Raw genomic sequence first — 16764 nt, 5'->3', positions numbered from 1 at the left:
GCCGGGGCATCTTGGCCGCTCCCGCGCGCCTCGCCGGCGTGTCGGCTCCCGGCGCTCGCTTGTCAGGCGGGCAGGGGCGGACTTCGTTCGCGCGGTGATCGCCGCACCCACCGCCGACGGTGTTCCATGTCAACCAGCGCGTGAGCATGGCATTGCTAATGCAAAGTCGCGGCATCTTCTTCGCGCCGAACGCGACAGGCGCGAACCGCGCCATGGGTGAGCTCCGGGTCACGGGGAACGTGAACGGGCCCAAGGCGATTCCGGCTGATCAACGAAAAGCCATGGAGCTCCAGAATCAACAGATAGAAGAGGCAGTGACGGCGGCAGGCGTCGAGGGCATGCGACGGTTGTCCGAACGCTGGTCGATCACGCGAAGTGCGCCCCCTTGACCTGGCGTGCGCCGCCGCGTAACCATCGCCTCCGGTGGCTCCAGCGTGGAGCGTGGGTTCTCTTGGAGGAGTTGTTCATGCAGATGTATTACTTGATCCCGCTCGTGTTCATGGCGGCCGTTTTCGCGTACTCGATGTACGCCCGCAAGAAGGCCATGGCCGATGCCGCCAACATGACCCCGGAGGAGATCGAGCAAAAATTCAGCGACTTCTACGCCCAGTATTACGAGCTCCAGCCCGGCGAGCGCGTCATCGGCAACTGGAGCGGAGTCGAGTACCAGGCGCCCGCCGGCACGGCTCGCCGCATCGCCGGCGGAGTCCTCAACGCCGCATCTGCCGCCGTGATCGGCGTCTCCACCTACGTTCCCAACGTTCACGTCGGCCTCACCAACCGCGGCCGCGTCCTCGTCTCTCGCGAGTACAGCGACTTCGGCAAACGCGGCAACTTCAAGCATCTCGCCGCCTTCGATCAGGGCACCCGCGCCTTCAACCAGGACGCGACGTATCCCGGCCAAGACATCGGCCCCCGCCCCGGCAACCCCTTCAACCCTCTCGTGAGCCTCGAGTTCATCCAGCTCCGTTCGCCGAGCGGCGACACCTACGAAGCGTGGCTGTCCCCGCAGGGCAGCCGCCACGGCCAGAACGGATTCAGCTCGATCTTGCAGTCGCTCGGTTGAGCGCGGCGAGCCGGGCGACGCTGACCAAACCACTCATCCCTGCCCGTCGCGCGTCACGTGGCGCGCGAGGCGGGGTTCGATCGCAAGACGGTCGGCAGGTGCTGGACGCGCTGCGCGCGGCCGACCGCGCAGCGGGGGTCGAGCTCCGGGAGAGCGCGCTCGTGGAGCGGGACATGCCGCGCCGGACGAGCTCGGGCCAGCACCTCACGGTCGCGTCGGCGGACGACCGGCCGCGGGGAGCGGGCTCTCTTGAAAGGGGACCGCTCGTCCTGCGAGGCCGATGCGTCAGTCCTTCGCGACGCCCCCCCGCCGTATCAGGCCGAGCCCCTTGAGGTAAAGATCTGGCACGTCGAAGCTCGCGTCCGGGCGCTGGCGAAGCACTCCCAGGTCGACGAGGCTCTGGATCACCTCCTCTGGGTCCTGCCCCGGCGGTCGGATCTCCTGCGCTGAGGCGCCCCAGGTCCGGTCGAACTGGTGTCCGACGAGCTTCATGAGTTCTCGCCGGTTCCACGGCACTTCCCGATCTCGCTGCAGGCGCTCACCAAGGCCAGCAAGCCACGCGAATTCATGCGTCTGCGCCTGCTCGACGTACTGTTCGGACACGCGATCGAGCGCATTGCGGACCGACACGTGGTGGAGCAGGTGGCTCCCGACGGCGCGCGGCTGGGCACGCTCGATCTCCGCCGCGAACTCGATGAGCCACACGAGCGTGCGCGGCAGCGCCCGTCCGTTGCCATCGCGCAGGTGATCGAGAATCCAGGTGAACGCGAGCCCTTTCTTGTTGTTCGCACCCATGAACTCCGACACGAGACGGTTGACGAACAGCCTCGCGTCGCGAGCGTCGATCAGCGCCGGCAGATGGCCGAGCACATCGTCGTCCACCACCCGGACGACGGGCGCGAAGTGCTCGTACAGCCGCTCCTCGCCATTCCCGTCGCGCTTGTTCAGGATGTGTTTGATGAGAGCCGCGTAGAGATTCTTGTCGCTCCACTGAAGCTCGACCCGGTTCGCCGCAAGCTTCGCGACGTCCGCTCCCGCGATCTCACGGTGACGTCGATAGAAATCCGACCGGAGAAAGACCTTCGGTCGGATGCGCCGCCAGCGACGGGCATAGGCAGCCCACAGGCTCACGAGCCCGCGCACGAGGACGCCAAGGGCGTGCCAGTCGTCCAGCACGAGCGTATCGAGCTCGTCGTAGGCGACGAAGATCCAGCGGCCCTCCTTCGCGAGCCGCTCATCGAGCGCGTCCAGCGCCGCAGCGGCGGCGAGCGCGTGCGGCCGGTACGCGTCGAGACATGCCGCCGCGTCGACACCGGGGGCCATCAGGAGGTCCTGCATGGCCACGCGAGATGCATCGTCCAAGTGGTCGCTGAGCAGGCGGACGAGGTAGGCGAGCCAGACTCCGACGACATCGTCGCGTTCGCGGCCGTGTGCGCGCGCGAAGCTACGCCATGCCGGCTGAATGGGGCCGCCTCTCCCGAGCGTCTGGACGGTGCGCCACTCGACGTGCCCGACCGGGGCGCGGAGCCCTGGGATGCGCCGGACGAGCGCTGCACGGACGCTCTCGTCCTCCAGCGCGCGGACGAGCTGCGTCTTTCCCGCCCCGCGATCGCCGACGATCAGGACGACCTCGGGCTCAAGTGCCCGCGCGTGCTCGGCGATGGGCAAGATTACGCGCGGGTCGGACACCTCCGCCTGGCCGGCGTTCAGGCTCAGCGACGCAAGAAGCGCAGCACGCGAGGACTTCGTGAGGTTCGGCATCAGGCGTCTTCGATGCGGGGGGGCGCGAGCCGGCCGTCCAGGCGCTTGCACAGCTTCTCGTAATCGGACTCCTTGGCGAGCACGTCGGCGATCTGATCGATGGTCTCGAAGAACGCCAGCTTGCCGCGGTACGAGATCGGAACAGGGACGTGCGGGGCGACGCTGCTCGCGAGGTCGTCGAGCGACCAGAGCCGGTCCTCTTCATCCGCCTGCTTCGCATAGTACTCCTCGCGGAACGTCTTCTCTACGTCCGCCGCGAAGCTCGCCTCGGCGATCGCCCCAACCTCGGCATTGTCGGGCACCATCGCCTGGACGATCACGCACTCCACTTGCGGCAGGCCGCGGCGTGCCTGCTCGAAGCCGAGGCGCCGCACGATCCGCGAGAGGCCGGCGAGGCTCTGGGCGCTCGTCGTCGCGAACAGCACGTGGAGGTGCGCGAAACCCGAGAGCAGCAGACCCGCCGCGGGCGAGAGGCCGGCGCGGCCGTCGATCAGGATCGCGGAGGGTCGCTGCTCGTCCTCTCGGATTCGCTGCAACAAACGAAAGAGCGGGTGCCGTGACAGGTCGGCCCCCGCCTCTAGATCGATGCGCGAAAGCTTCGTCAGGTAGGCGTCATCGAGCATGCCAGCCGGATAGACCTCGATCCTACCTTCGCCGGTCACGCGCTCGCGCGCGCAGACATGGCGATAGTCGCTGAGGGGGAGATCGTCTTTCGCTTCGAGGAGGAAGTCGACCACTCCCCATCGCGCAGTCGTCCCCTGGCCGTCCGCGTCGAGTAGCCGGCCGACCCCGGGCGCGTCGAGATCGAAATCGACAACGGCGACACGTTCACCCGCGCGGGCGCGCGCGATGGCGTACGCCGCGAGCGCGGTCGTCCTCCCGACGCCACCTTTGAAGGAATGAAACACGATGACGGGAGGCCCCTCGGAGGCAGACCATATGGGCTGACTCTTCTCGATTGGCAGGAACCACGCGGTCCGGCTGCGATGCCGATCATTCAGGCGCAGCGCGTCGGACGGCACGACGGAGACGCCCTCCGCCCACGCGGTGTCATAGAGCAGCCGGTCCTCCGGCGGCGCCGACGTCCCGGCGAGCCATACGTCGCCTGTCCAGTACTGCGCGCAGGCCTGTCGGAGCCTCTCATCCACGCTGGCGCGCAGCGCGGCGTCGTCTCCGGTGACGTCCGGCCAGACGACGACGCGCACGCGACCGAACAGGTCATCAACGATCACAGCACGCTCGATGCCAAGCCCAGCAGCGTGGAGGTCCCGCATGACCTCCACCGCGGACGATCGTGCTTCGTCGAGATGGATTCGCCGCATCGTCAGATGACTCCATCCGCGCGCATCGCGAGGACTGAGCAGGTGTAGGCCACGCCGGCCCACTCGTGATACGAGCGTCCTCGTTCCGGCGTCACGGTGCCGGACGGCGCGTACCGCAAGACCTCGCTCCACCCGAAGACCGCCGCCGTCGGGGGGAGATCCGGCAGGTATCGAGCCCCCTCCGGCCCTACGAGGGTTGTCGCGAGCTTCCGCAGGTCGTGTCCACCATGTTGCTTCGTGCTTAGCATCTTGTGCCAGCTTGCCAGCTTCGTGGCGTCGTGGCTGCCGGTCGCTGGATCGAAGCTCCTGTCGTGGAGAATGACCGACTTTAGGGCACACTCGACGACGTAACCGCTCAGGTAGCCGGTGCCGTCATGGCGGCCCGCGTCGAGAAGCGCCGTGGCGTCAGCGAGGTGCTTCCCCGCGGCATCCGGGTGATCATCGTTCATCACGCGCAGCTTCGACATGAGCTTCCTGACTCGATTCCGCTCCCATCGGAGGCCAACTGGGGACCGCTGTCAACCCCAGGGCCCCTGGGCCGCGCTCGTGCGAGCTCCGCGGGACCATGCTGGAGCGGGCCGCTCCGCTGGATTTGCCCGTGCTGTCCCCCTATCTTTCCGTTCCGGTGGTCACACGCGCCCGCTTCGCGCCGGGTAGAGCTGTAAGAACCTGTCGCTCGGCGGATCGGTCGAGTCTGGAGGAGGCCAGCCGGCAGCCCCTGCGGGCAACGGGAACGGTCTGGGGGAGGCAGCCGGCAGCCCTGCGGGCAACGGAAACGGTCTGGGGGAGGCAGCCGGCAGCCCTGCGGGCAACGGAAACGGTCTGGGGGAGGCAGCCGGCAGCCCTGCGGGCAACGGAAACGGTCTGGGGGAGGCAGCCGGCAGCCCCTGCCGGCAACGGGAACGGTCTGGGAGAGGCAGCCGGCAGCCCCTGCGGGCAACGGGAACGGTCTGGGAGAGGCAGCCGGCAGCCCTGCGGGCAACGGAAACGGTCTGGGAGAGGCAGCCGGCAGCCCCTGCCGGCAACGGAAACGGTCTGGGAGAGGCAGCCGGCAGCCCTCCCGGCAACGGCAACGGTCTGGGGGAGGCAGCCGGCAGCCCTCCCGGCAACGGAGACGGTCGGCCGCGAACCGCCGCACGTGGATGGCACGGTGCGTGCCGACATGCGTGCTGATAGCTGCCAGACGCCGTGATGAGAGCAGCATGCTCGACGCCACCCCGCCGCGCGCCGGGCACATGACACCTTCATGCGACTTCTCGCGAACTTCGCGGGGCCCAGTCCATGATGCAAGATCCCGACGAGGGGCGGCACGCCGTCAGAAAATCAGCCGGCATGTCGATTGACGGGTGCGCGGGGGTGATTATCCCTGCCCGGAACGTCCGGCGTGCGCCTGGCGTTCTCAACACGTCCAGCGCGCGGGGGTGGAGCGCGTCGTGCCTGTTCTCCGCTGCTCCGCGACGACGAACAACGAGAGGTCATCCCCTCATGACGAAGCCTTCTCCGCTCAAGAAGAAGCCCGCTCCCAAGAAGCCCGCGGCCCCGCCCCAGGCGGCGGCGGCGTTCGACAAGATCCTGCCCGAGATCGAGGCGCTGAGCCCGGATCGGCTGATCGCCATCAACCTCGATATTCCCCGGGTCGTCTCCCAGGTGCTGGGCGTGCTGCCCGGCCTCCTCGCGCTGCGCTCCGCCATCGTGGAGCACGTGCCGACGCACGATGTCGCGTTGCTCGACCGGCTCGAGACCTACGCGCTGGCCGCGTGGTATGCGCACCTCGCGTGGCTGTCGAGCGGAGGCGCCGAGAACGCGCTGAAGCCGCTGCTCGCGGAGGCGGCCCCGCTGCGCGAGAACCTGCTGAGCGACGCCGAGGCGCTGGCTCGGCGCGGCCTGCTCGACGCGGACACGGTCGCGGAGATCCGCGCGGGGCTGGGGCACATCGACATGGCGAACGACCTGGTCGCGCTCTCGGCGCTGTTCACTGCGAGCTGGGCGGAGGTCGCCAGCAAGACGGCGGCGACCGAGGAGGAGGTGAGGCGCGCTGGGGAGATCGGGCCGCAGCTGCTCGCGGCCCTCGGCGTGCGGGAGCACGGCAAAGGCCCCGGGCCGACCGAGGCCGCGGACAGGAGAGCGCGGGCGTTCTCGCTGCTCATCCACGCCTACGACCAGACCCGCCGCGCCGTCGCGTACCTGCGCTGGGACGAGGAGGACGCCGATACGATCGCCCCCTCTCTCTACAAGGGCCGCACTGGCCGCGCGACGGCGCACAGCGACACCGTCGCCGCCCCGGGCGACGAGTCGCCGGCTGAACCGGCGGCGCCCGGCGCTGCGACCCCCGCAGCGCTGAGCGGCACGGCGGCCCCTGCTGCGCTGAACGGCACGGCGGCGCCCGCGGTGCCCGGCGCCGCGCCGAACGGCACGGCGCCTACCGGCTAGACACCGCCGCCCGCCTCCGCGGCGAACGCTTCCCGCTCCCCAGGATCGGCTGCCCAGGCGAACGCACCGGCGGAGAGCAGGCAGACTCCCCCGCTTGCGGTGCCGTTCGCGAGGCGGGATCGAGCTAGTCGCCGTCCGCGCACGCCGGCTTGGGGCAGCGGCCTTCCAGGATGTCGCGGCACACCTTGTCGCGCGCTTTCTTGTCGACCGCGCCGAGCGCTGCGTAGATCTGCTGCGTGCTGCACCCGAGCGAGCCCTCGGCCATGAGCGGGCCGCACGCGTCGAACACCTCCGGCGCCGGCAAGGCGGCGCAGAGGGCCTCGCAGGCCGCGATGTCCGCGAGCTCGAGCGGGCACACGGCCGCGTAGAGCACGCACACCGCCTCGCACCGCCCGACGCACCCGGCGCCGCCCTCCGGGCCGAGCGGCCCGGCCGCGGTGCAGCCGGCGGGATCGCCGGTCTCCGCCGCGCGGCACCCGGCATACCCCTCGGGCGACGGCATCGCCTCGCAGACGGTGCAGCACGCCTCGACCGACGGGTACTGCGGCGTGAGCTCGCAGAGATCCATCGACCGGGCGCAGTGCGCCGAGCACGCGGCGATCTCGCACGGGCCAGCCTCCTGCGCGGGCGGAACCCAGCTCTCCGGGCTCCCGTCGCCGGCGTCGCCCGCGGCGGCGCCGCTGTCGATGCCGTCGCCCTCGGCCGAGGTGTCGCCGTCCTCGGCGTCGGGCAGCGGGGCGACGACCTGACACCCGGCGAGCCACGCGGCGAACGCGCAGGCGGCAGCGCGGCGCGCCCTCACAGCGTCCCTCGCATGCTGATGTAGCCCGGACCGACCGCCCAGGTGACGCTCGACTCCGGAGCCTTCGAGCGCTCCAGGCCGAGGGTGATGCCGCCGACGGCCGCGCCGGCGATGGCGAGGCCGAACCCCACGTTCGAGACCCAACCCAGGGCGTTCGCGTCGCCTCGCGCGTCGGCGGAGCAACCCGAGGCGCCCTGCCGGCACGCCTCGGTGAGGTCGCTCCTCGCGCTCAGGTAGGCCGCGCCCACGCCGAGCCCCACCGCCAGCCCGGCGCCCGAGGCCACGAAGCCGCCGATGGCCCACGGCGAGACGCCGTCCGGGCGGGGCTCCGGGGTGAGCGTGACGTCGATCGCCGTGATCTCCCGCTCCGGGACGTAGACCCGCTGCCGGGCGCCGGCGTAGCCGTCGGCCTCGACCTCGACCCAGTGGTTGCCGGGATCGATCAGGGCCCCCTCCGAGGAGGCCTTCACCTCCTGGCCGTCGATCCGGAGCCTGGCCCCGGCGGGGCTCGGCATGAGCCGCACCTTCAGCCGGGGGATGCGGTCGTCGAGCTCGTCGCGCAAGGCGGCGGCGCGGCGCCGCGCCTGCATGAACGGCCAGGGCTCGCCGGGGAGCGCGCGCGACGAGGCGATCGTGGACGCGAGCTCGCGCGCCTCGCTGAGCCGGCCGATCGCGGCGAGCGTCTTCGCCACCTCGATGGAGGTCGAGGGCACGCGGACGAGCTGCTCGGCGCGCTGGTAGGCGCGGAGCGCCTCAGCGTACCTCCTCAGGATGAAGAGCTCGTCGCCCAGGTACACGAGCTCCCGGGCGTCGCGCCGCGCCTTCTCGTCCGCGGCGCCGCCGGCGGTGTCCGCCGCGTCGCCGGCGAGCGCCGGCGGCGACGCGAGGATCAGGCTGGTGATCATCAGCAGCGTGCTGGGCCGGGGGCGCATGGATCTCCTCTCCTGTCAGAAGCCGAGATCGCGGCGCCAGCGCGTGCGCGTCGCGGCCGTCTTGACCGGCGTCGCGGCCGGCGCGGCGAGCGCCGCCGGCAGGGCGCTCCGGGCGCCAGACACGGCCGGCACCCTGGCGTCGGCGGCCGCCCGGGTCGCAGGCTGCGCCGTGGCCGCGGCCTGCGCCGTGGCCGCAGCCCGCGCCTCGGCCTGGTGCGGCCTGGCGTCGTCCTGCGCCGTGGCCGCCGCTCGCGCCGCGACCTGCGGCGCCCTGGCCGCGGCCCGCGCCTCGGACAGCGGGCCCCTCGTCTCGCACTGGGCCGCGGGCTCGGCGGCGGGGGCGGCGCGCCCGGGCGCTCCGCCGGCCACCATCGCGAGCGACGCGGTCTGCGCTGCCGGCGCGGTCCGGGTGACGCCGGAGGCGACACCGGAGGCCCCCGCCCACGCCAGGGTGCTGAGGCCCATGACGGCGCCCGCGGCCAGGGCCCAGCTCCGCGCCCGCGCCCGCTGCCGGGGCGAGCTCGCGCCCAGCGTGCCGAACGGCATGAGCGTGGTCACGAGGGACGAGTAGCCCTCGCCCGAGCCGAGGGCCTCGCGCGGGGGCATGAGCTCGGTCTGGGCGGGCCGCGCGGCGCGCGGGGCGGAGACGGCCGCGTCCAGCGCCTCGAGGACGGCGCGGGCGTTCCGGGCGCGGCGCGCCGGGTCGGGCTCGAGCAGCGAGAGGACCCAGGCGTCGATCGCGGGCGGCACACCCGGGGCGAGCCGGGACGGCGGCGGGGGCGGCCCGCGGTCGATCGCCACGGCCACCGCGGCGACGGTGGCGCCGCCGAAGGGGATCTGCCCGGTCAAGCAGAAGTAGGCCACGACGCCGAGGGCCCAGAGATCGCTGTGCGGTCCGACCCGCGCGCCGCCCGCCATCTGCTCGGGCGACATGAAGTGCGGCGTCCCCAGGATGGCGCCCGTGACGGTGAGCCGCTCGGCCTCCTCGGTGGTGTTCTTGGCGATGCCGAAGTCGAGCACCTTCACGAAGGGCTCGCCCTCGCCCTCCACGAGGAAGATGTTCTCGGGCTTGATGTCGCGGTGAACGATCCCCGCCTCGTGCGCCCTGGCCAGCGCGGCGCAGAGCTGGCGGAGGATGGACACGGTCTCCTCGAGCGAGAGCCGCCGGCGGCGCTCGACCCGATCTTGCAGCGTCTGCCCTTCCAGGTGCTCCATCACGATGTAGGGGACCCCCTGGTCGGTGAAGCTCACATCGAACACGCGCACCACGTGCGGGCTCTGGATGCGGGCCGCGGCCTCGGCCTCCCGGTGGAGGCGCACGACGGCCAGGGGGTGGTCCATGTACATGTCGCGGAGGAACTTCACCGCGACATGGGTCCTGAGCGCGACGTGCTCGGCGAGCCAGACGCTCCCCATCCCTCCCTGGCCGAGCGCGCGGATGAGCCGGAGCTGGGAGCTCACGTGCATTCCCGGCATCGGCCCGCGCTCCGAGCTCGACGCGGTGTGGCAGCCTGCCTCAGCTGGGGCGATCAGGCAGGGCGATGGCTGGGTGGCCTCGCCTATTCCTAACGTCTTGCTCATGCCGGAGCTGGCTTGCACGCCGCGAGCCATCGCTCCGGCGGAGGGGTTGCCGGGACATGCGCCGGCGTCGAGGTGTCCTGTCGTGGCGTCGAGCCGCGCTGCGTGGCGCGCTCGTGACAGTTCGCTACAGGCGCGGCGGCGGCTGCGCTGCGCGCGCTGTCGACGCCGGATCGAGGACGTTTCACGGCCGCCGTCATCGCGCGCTCCACGCGTCGCCCTGTCGCCGGAAACCGTGACGTAACACGAACTGCGCTGTCAGTGGACGTCAGTGGACGCGGCGGGGGGCGCGCCGAGGGCGCGGGTCGAATCGGGCTTGTCGTCCGCGCGCCGAGTCACCAGGGTAGGCCGGGCGATGCAGCCTCTCCTCCTCTGTTCCCTGCTGGCTGGCGTCGGCCTCCTCGCCGCGGCGTGCGACTCGCGTCCCGCGGAGGCGCCCAGGCCGGTCGTCCTTCCGCCCGTCGCCCCGGGCGAGCTCCGCAGTCCGGAGGCGTTCGCGGCGATCCGGGACGACGACGCGCGCGCGGCCTCGCTCTTCCTCGAGGCGAGCAAGGTGCTGCTCCACCCGCGCTGCGTGAACTGCCACCCTCACGATGGCGTCCCGCGCCAGGGCGACGCCGGCGAGCGCCACAGCCCGCCGGCCGAGCGCGGTCCGAACGATCGCGGGGTGGCGGCGATGGAGTGCACGTCGTGCCATCAGGCGCAGAACCTCGAGCTCGCCCGCGTCCCCGGGGCGCCGGGCTGGCACCTCGCGCCGGCGGAGATGGCGTGGCTCGGGCGGTCGCCGGCGGCGATCTGCGCGCAGATCAAGGATCCGGCGCGCAACGGCAAGAAGACGCTCGCGCAGATCGTCGAGCACTCCAACCGCGACGAGCTCGTCGCGTGGGGGTGGGCGCCCGGCCACGGCCGCACGAAGGCGCCCGGCTCGCAGGCGGCCTTCGGCGCGCTCGTCGACGCGTGGGTGAAGGCGGGCGCGGCGTGCCCGCCCGAGGAGTCCCGACCATGATCATCCTGAAGGTGAACGGCGCGGAGCAGAAGCTCGACGTGGATCCGGACATGCCGCTCCTCTGGGTGCTGCGCGACGTGCTCGGCCTCACGGGGACGAAGTACGGCTGCGGCCAGGCGCTCTGCGGGGCGTGCGTGGTGCACCTCGACGGCGAGACGGTGCGCGCCTGCGTGACGCCGGTGAAGCGCGCCGCGGGCGGCTCGGTGACGACGATCGAGGGGCTCAGCCCCACCGGCGATCACCCGCTCCAGCGCGCGTGGGTGGAGCTCGGCGTCCCGCAGTGCGGCTTCTGCCAGGCGGGGCAGATCATGAGCGCGGCCGCGCTCCTGCGGAAGAACCCGCGGCCCTCGAACGACGACATCGACAGGTCGCTCGCCGGCAACATCTGCCGGTGCGGCACGTACACGCGCATCCGCGCGGCGGTCCGCAAGGCCGCCGGCCTTCCCACGGAGTGAAGATGGAACAGCAACGGGTCGTCCTCCTCCGCCGCTCCTTCCTCGCGGGGCTCGGGCTCGCGGTGGGCGGGCTCGCGCTCGGGGTCGCCGAGGCCGCGCCGCCCGCGCCGGCCGTGCCGCCTGCGCCGCCCACGTCCACAGACGCGCAGGCGCAGCCGGGGCTCCGGACCGGGGTGTTCCTCCACATCGCGCCCGACGGGACGGTGTCGATCGTCTGCCACCGGTCGGAGATGGGGCAGGGGATCCGCAGCTCGCTGCCGGTCCTCGTCGCCGACGAGCTCGGCGCGGACATGGCGCGGGTCAAGATCGTGCAAGCCGACGGCGACAAGGCCTTCGGCGATCAGAACACCGACGGCTCGCGCAGCGTGCGCGGCGGCTACGAGCCGATGCGGCGCGTGGGCGCGACGGCGCGCGCGATGCTCGTCGCGGCCGCGGCCAGGAAGTGGCGCGTCCCCGCCGCGGAGTGCGTCGCCCAGCAGCACGCGGTCCACCACGCGAAGTCGAAGCGCTCGCTGGACTTCCGCGAGCTCGTGGCCGACGCGGCGAAGCTCCCGGTGCCCGGCGCGGAGGCGGTCGCGCTCCGCCCCGCCTCGGAGCTCAAGCGCGTCGGCGGCCTGCTCCCGCTGCTCGACGGCCCGGCCCTCGTCACGGGCGCGGCCCAGTTCGGCGCGGACGTGCGCCTGCCCGGCATGCTCACCGCGGTCATCGCGCACCCGCCGGTCGTTGGGGGCAAGGTCGTGCGGTACGACGGGGCGCGCGCGCTGGCGGTCCCGGGCGTGAAGAAGCTCGTGGCGCTGCCGGCGCCGAAGGGCGGCGGGGTGGGGTTCCAGCCGCTCGGGGGCGTGGCGGTCGTGGCGGACACGACGTGGGCCGCGATGCGCGGCCGCGCGGCGCTGGAGATCGTGTGGGATCACGGCGCGAACGCGTCGTACGACTCGGCGAGCTACCGCGAGGCGCTCTCGCGCGCGGTGCGCGCGCCGGGCAAGGTCGTGCGCAAGGTCGGCGACGTCGACGGGGCGCTCAAGGCGGCGGCGCGCACGGTCGAGGCCGAGTACTACGTGCCTCACCTCGCGCATGTGGCCATGGAGCCGCCCTCGGCGGTGGCGAAGGTCGACGCGGGTGGCTGCGTGGTGTGGGCGCCGACGCAGAACCCGCAGGCGGCGCGGACCGAGGTGGCGCGGGCGCTCGGCGTCGACGAGGCCAAGGTCACCGTGCACGTGACGTTCCTCGGCGGCGGCTTCGGCCGGAAGTCCAAGCCGGACTACGTCGCCGAGGCGGCGCTGCTCGCGCGCGAGCTGGGCGTGCCGGTGCGCGTGCAGTGGACCCGCGAGGACGACGTGCAGAGCGGCTACTTCCACAGCGTCAGCGCGCAGCACCTCACGGCGGGGCTCGACGCGAGCGGCAAGGTGACGGCGTGGCTGCACCGGACGGCGTTCCCGCCGATCCCGTCGACGTTCGACGCGAAGGTGAAGACCCCGAGCGACAACGAGCTCGGCCTCGGCGTGCTCGATCTCGCGCTCTCGGCCCCGAACGTCCGCGCCGAGGCGTGCGACGCGCCGGCGCACGTCCGGATCGGGTGGCTCCGGTCGGTCTGCAACATCTTCCACGCCTTCGCGGTGCAGAGCTTCATCGACGAGATCGCGCACGCGCGGCAGGCGGATCCGCGCGAGGTCCTGCTCGAGGTGCTCGGCCCCGCCCGGAAGGCGACGCCCGCCGAGCTGGGGGTCGCCAGGGTCCCGAACTACGGGGCCTCGATCGAGCAGCACCCGGTCGACGTGGGCCGCCTCCGGCACGTCATCGAGCGGGTGACGGCGCTCTCGGGGTGGGACGCCGCGCGCAAGGCGGGCCGCGCGCTGGGCCTCGCCGCGCACCGGAGCTTCCTCACGTACGTGGCGGTCGTCGCCGCGGTCTCGAAGGACGCGCTCGGCAAGGTGAAGGTCGACGAGGTGTGGCTCGTGGCGGACCCCGGCACGGTCATCAACCTGGACCGCGTGCACGCGCAGATGGAGGGCGCGGTGGTCTTCGGGATGAGCATCGCGCTCCACGGGGCCATCACGATGAAGGGCGGCGCGGTCGAGCAGACGAACTTCCGCGACTACCCGGTGGTGCGGAGCCCGGAGGTGCCGGCGCGGATCCACGTGGAGATCGTGAAGAGCGACGCCCCGCCCGGGGGCGTCGGGGAGCCCGGGGTGCCGCCGGTGGCGCCCGCGATCGCGAACGCCGTGTTCGCCTTGACGAAGACGCGCGCCCGGGAGCTCCCGCTGCGGCGCCTGGGGCTGTGACGAGGGCAGGGCGCGCGGAGGGGTGAGCGAGAGGAGGCTGCCGCGAGCGGCCCGGATGGATTGAAAAGCTGAAGTTGGCGGCGGCGGCTGCCGGGGGCCTCGGTCGCGCACGAGCGGCCGTGGACTGTGCCGTCGCCGGCTTGCGGCGTCGCCCGCGGACACGAGGGTAAGCAGCATGCTCACGTTCCTCGGGGTCGCGGTCGTGGTCGTCGGCTTCGTGGCCCGGATCCATCCGCTCCTGGTCGTCGCGGCGGCCGCCATCGTGACCAGCCTCTCCGCGGGGATGGGCCTCGTCGAGGGGATCTCCGTCCTGGGCAAGGCGTTCAACGACAACCGTTATGTGAGCCTTGTCTGGCTCGTCCTGCCGGTCATCGGCCTGCTGGAGCGATCGGGCCTCCAGGAGCGGGCGCGCGCGCTGATCTCGCGGGTGAAGACGGCCACGACTGGGCGCATCCTGCTCGTGTACTTCGCGGTGCGGCAGCTCAGCGCGGCGCTCGGCCTGACCTCGCTCGGCGGCCACGCGCAGATGGTCCGCCCGCTGATCGCGCCCATGGCCGAGGCGGTGGCGGAGAACCGGTACGGACCGCTTCCGGACAGGACCCGCTGGCTGATCCGCGCCTCGGCGGCGGCGGCCGACAACGTGGCGCTGTTCTTCGGAGAGGACATCTTCCTCGCCATCGCGTCGATCCTGCTGATCAAGGCGTTCCTCGAGCAGAACGGCATCTTCGTGGAGCCGCTCCAGCTGTCGGTCTGGGCCATCCCCACGGCGGTGCTGGCGCTCGTGATCCACGGGACTCGGCTCCTCCTGCTCGACCGGCGGCTCCACCGCGACCTCGCCCGCGCGGACGCGGGGAAGGCGGCCCAGTGATCACGCTCGATGTCGTCTACGTCGTGGCAGGGCTGTTCTTCGCGGCGTCGGCCGTCCTGAGCGCGGCCGACCGCGAGAACTCGAGGCGCTGGAAGAACACCCTGTTCTGGGGTCTCCTGGCGATGAGCTTCCTCTTCGGCTCGCGCCTCGGGGATCTCGGCAACGGGGTGCTCGTGATCTCGCTCGTGCTCCTCGCGGGCGTCCGGGGCCTGGGCCAGGGGCGCCCCGCCACCACGACACCCGAGGAGCGGCGCGAAAGCGCCGAGCGGCGCGGCGACCTCCTCTTCGTCCCGGCGCTGATCATCCCGGCGACCGCCCTCCTCGGCGCGCTGGTCCTCAAGCGGGTCGAGATCCGCGGCGCGCACTTGCTCGACCCGAAGCAGGCGACGCTGATCTCGCTCGCCCTCGGCGTGGTGCTGGCGCTCGTGGTCTCGGTGGCCTGGTTGCGCCCGCCGCCGCTCGCGCCTCTGCAGGAAGGCCGGCGCCTGCTCGACATCGTGGGCTGGGCGGCGATCTTGCCCCAGCTCTTGGCCGCGCTCGGGGTCGTGTTCGCGGTTGCGGGCGTGGGGGACGTGGTCGGCGAGCTGGCCGGGAGCGCGCTCCCGAGCGGAGGCCGCCTCGCCGCGGTGGCCGCGTATACCGTGGGCATGGCGATGTTCACGGTGATCATGGGGAACGCCTTCGCGGCGTTTCCCGTCATGACGGCGGCCGTGGGGCTCCCCCTGATCGTGCGCCGGCTCGGCGGCGACCCGGCGATCATGAGCGCCATCGGCATGTTGTCCGGCTTCTGCGGGACGCTGATGACCCCCATGGCCGCGAACTTCAACATCGTTCCAGCGGCCCTGCTCGGCTTGCCCGATCGCGACGGCGTGATCAAGGTCCAGCTCCCCACCGCGCTGCTCCTGCTGATCGGGAACACGCTCCTCATGTACCTGCTCGCCTTCCGGCGCTGAGGTCGCCATCGCATGACGCACGCCCTGACACCGGACATCGCCTCGCGTCTCGCCGCCATCGCGCTCGGGCACGTGACGCGGGAGTACCCGAACAAGCTCGATCACGTCATGACTGGCCTCGGGGACGTGAAGGGCCCGCGCGACCTTCACCCCATCTTCCACGGCAGCTTCGACTGGCACTCGTGCGTTCACGGCCACTGGCTCCTCGCGCGGATCCACCGCCTCTTCCCTGGCGTGCCCGGCGCCGCGCCGGTCCGCGGGCTGCTCGACGCGCAGCTCACGGGCGAGAAGGTCGCCGGCGAGCTGGCCTATCTGCAGCGGCCGTCGAGCCGCGGCTTCGAGAGGCCTTATGGGTGGGCGTGGCTGCTGATGCTGGCGGCCGAGCTCTCGCGGTACGAGACCGAGGAGGGGCGGCGCTGGTCGGCCGCGCTGGCCCCGCTCGGCGACGCGTTCGCCGGACGGCTCCTCGAGTACCTGCCCAGGGCCACGTATCCGGTCCGCGCCGGCGCGCACACGAACAGCGCCTTCGCGCTCGCGCTCGCGCAGGAGTACGCCGCCGTGAAGGGCGATGAGCGGCTGTCGCTGCGCTGCGCCGAGGCCGCGCGCGCCTGGTACGGCCGCGACGCGGACTGCCAGGCGTGGGAGCCCTCGCAGGACGATTTCCTCTCGCCCTCCCTCGTGGAGGCCGAATGCATGCGCCGGGCCCTGCCCGGACCGGAGTTCCGTGGCTGGTTCGCGCGGTTCCTGCCGCGGGCGGCGCGCGGCGAGCCAGCGACCCTGTTCGAGCCCGCGACGGTCAGCGACCGGAGCGACGGCAAGATCGCCCACCTCGACGGGCTCAACCTGAGCCGCGCCTGGTGCTGGCGCTCGCTCGCCGCGGCGCTTCCCGAAGGGGACGCGGTCCGCGCCCGCGCCCTCGACGCGGCGGAGCGGCACCTCGACGCCAGCCTGCCGCACGTCGCCGGCGATTACATGGGCGAGCACTGGCTGGCGAGCTTCGCCCTCCTCGCGCTGGGCGAGGACATTGAGTGACGCGCCACGGGCGCCGCGGAGCGGTGCTCAGCGGCGGCCGGTGTTGCAGCGTCTATGTCGTGGAGCGGGAGACGGGATTTGAACCCGCGACGTCAACCTTGGCAAGGTTGCACTCTACCACTGAGTTACTCCCGCAAACGGCAGTCCAGCGCTCAGGAAACCACTCTCGTGCGGCGTGAACAGCGATGAGGCTGAGCGCGCCGGAACCTCCGAGGAGGTCGTTTCCGTCGATGGGCGCGGAGGAGTACCAACCGACGTCGCCCTAGTCAAGCACCGA

At 72.2% G+C, this 16764-nt stretch carries 15 protein-coding genes and 1 tRNA gene; 9 read left to right on the top strand and 7 right to left on the bottom strand.

The window, feature by feature from the left end; translation table 11 throughout:
• The first annotated feature begins 146 nt into the window (after positions 1–146).
• Both WMF22_RS34345 and WMF22_RS34340 read left to right on the top strand, forming a co-directional pair.
• The gene (locus tag WMF22_RS34345; protein ID WP_438032528.1) at positions 147–389 is read left to right on the top strand and encodes a hypothetical protein; all 243 of its coding nucleotides are present in this window, start codon (positions 147–149) and stop codon (positions 387–389) included.
• A gap of 77 nt (positions 390–466) precedes the next feature.
• The gene (locus WMF22_RS34340; RefSeq protein ID WP_438032527.1) at positions 467–1066 is read left to right on the top strand and encodes a hypothetical protein; all 600 of its coding nucleotides are present in this window, start codon (positions 467–469) and stop codon (positions 1064–1066) included.
• Between the two features lie 285 nt (positions 1067–1351).
• On the opposite strand, the gene WMF22_RS34335 is transcribed toward WMF22_RS34340, so the two are convergent.
• The 3 genes from WMF22_RS34335 to WMF22_RS34325 all read right to left on the bottom strand — a co-directional run bounded on the left by WMF22_RS34335 (position 1352) and on the right by WMF22_RS34325 (position 4616).
• Positions 1352–2827, bottom strand: a complete 1476-nt coding sequence (locus WMF22_RS34335) for a hypothetical protein (protein WP_438032526.1) — start codon at positions 2825–2827, stop codon at positions 1352–1354.
• Positions 2827–4059 carry a KGGVGR-motif variant AAA ATPase gene (locus WMF22_RS34330; protein WP_438032525.1) on the bottom strand — a complete coding sequence of 411 codons (1233 nt, stop codon included), beginning with the start codon at positions 4057–4059 and terminating at the stop codon, positions 2827–2829. The genes WMF22_RS34335 and WMF22_RS34330 overlap by 1 nt, the downstream gene beginning before the upstream one ends.
• Before the next feature lie 92 nt (positions 4060–4151).
• Positions 4152–4616 (bottom strand): hypothetical protein, encoded by a 465-nt coding sequence (locus WMF22_RS34325; RefSeq protein WP_438032524.1) that lies wholly within the window; start codon positions 4614–4616, stop codon positions 4152–4154.
• Positions 4617–5634: 1018 nt separating this feature from the next.
• Here WMF22_RS34325 and WMF22_RS34320 point away from each other — a divergent pair.
• On the top strand, positions 5635–6579 hold the full coding sequence (locus tag WMF22_RS34320) for a hypothetical protein (RefSeq protein ID WP_438032523.1): 945 nt from the start codon (positions 5635–5637) through the stop codon (positions 6577–6579).
• 124 nt (positions 6580–6703) lie between these two features.
• Here WMF22_RS34320 and WMF22_RS34315 read toward each other — a convergent pair whose 3' ends face one another.
• The 3 genes from WMF22_RS34315 to WMF22_RS34305 are packed head-to-tail and all read right to left on the bottom strand — an operon-like array spanning position 6704 to position 9780.
• Entirely contained in the window at positions 6704–7381 is a 678-nt protein-coding gene (locus WMF22_RS34315; RefSeq protein WP_438032522.1) for a hypothetical protein, read from the bottom strand.
• Positions 7378–8313: a PEGA domain-containing protein gene (locus WMF22_RS34310; RefSeq protein WP_438032521.1), complete on the bottom strand. Its 936-nt coding sequence runs from the start codon at positions 8311–8313 to the stop codon at positions 7378–7380. Before WMF22_RS34310 ends, WMF22_RS34315 begins: the two co-directional genes overlap by 4 nt.
• 15 nt (positions 8314–8328) lie before the next feature.
• The gene (locus tag WMF22_RS34305) at positions 8329–9780 is read right to left on the bottom strand and encodes a serine/threonine-protein kinase (RefSeq protein ID WP_438032520.1); all 1452 of its coding nucleotides are present in this window, start codon (positions 9778–9780) and stop codon (positions 8329–8331) included.
• A 466-nt stretch (positions 9781–10246) separates the two neighbouring features.
• Here WMF22_RS34305 and WMF22_RS34300 point away from each other — a divergent pair, with 466 nt between their 5' ends.
• From WMF22_RS34300 to WMF22_RS34275, 6 genes are all read left to right on the top strand, one after another.
• Entirely contained in the window at positions 10247–10897 is a 651-nt protein-coding gene (locus WMF22_RS34300) for an Isoquinoline 1-oxidoreductase subunit (RefSeq protein WP_437294176.1), read from the top strand.
• Positions 10894–11352, top strand: a complete 459-nt coding sequence (locus WMF22_RS34295; RefSeq protein WP_437294175.1) for a (2Fe-2S)-binding protein — start codon at positions 10894–10896, stop codon at positions 11350–11352. Before WMF22_RS34300 ends, WMF22_RS34295 begins: the two co-directional genes overlap by 4 nt.
• Before the next feature lie 2 nt (positions 11353–11354).
• Positions 11355–13634: a molybdopterin cofactor-binding domain-containing protein gene (locus tag WMF22_RS34290; protein ID WP_438032519.1), complete on the top strand. Its 2280-nt coding sequence runs from the start codon at positions 11355–11357 to the stop codon at positions 13632–13634.
• 175 nt (positions 13635–13809) lie between these two features.
• A complete protein-coding gene (locus tag WMF22_RS34285; RefSeq protein WP_438032518.1) occupies positions 13810–14502 on the top strand; it encodes a DUF969 domain-containing protein in 693 nt (230 codons plus the stop codon).
• The gene (locus tag WMF22_RS34280; RefSeq protein ID WP_438032517.1) at positions 14499–15455 is read left to right on the top strand and encodes a DUF979 domain-containing protein; all 957 of its coding nucleotides are present in this window, start codon (positions 14499–14501) and stop codon (positions 15453–15455) included. Before WMF22_RS34285 ends, WMF22_RS34280 begins: the two co-directional genes overlap by 4 nt.
• Before the next feature lie 12 nt (positions 15456–15467).
• On the top strand, positions 15468–16487 hold the full coding sequence (locus tag WMF22_RS34275; protein WP_438032516.1) for a DUF2891 domain-containing protein: 1020 nt from the start codon (positions 15468–15470) through the stop codon (positions 16485–16487).
• A 60-nt stretch (positions 16488–16547) separates the two neighbouring features.
• Here the strand turns inward: WMF22_RS34275 and WMF22_RS34270 are convergent.
• Positions 16548–16622, bottom strand: a tRNA-Gly gene (locus WMF22_RS34270).
• Positions 16623–16764 lie beyond the last annotated feature (142 nt).

Origin of the sequence: Sorangium sp. So ce204, from assembly GCF_051526795.1 — a bacterium.
Classification (GTDB): domain Bacteria; phylum Myxococcota_A; class Polyangia; order Polyangiales; family Polyangiaceae; genus Sorangium; species Sorangium cellulosum_B.
The sequence above is the reverse complement of the archived record's forward strand: the minus strand, read 5'-3'. Positions and strand labels throughout refer to the sequence as shown.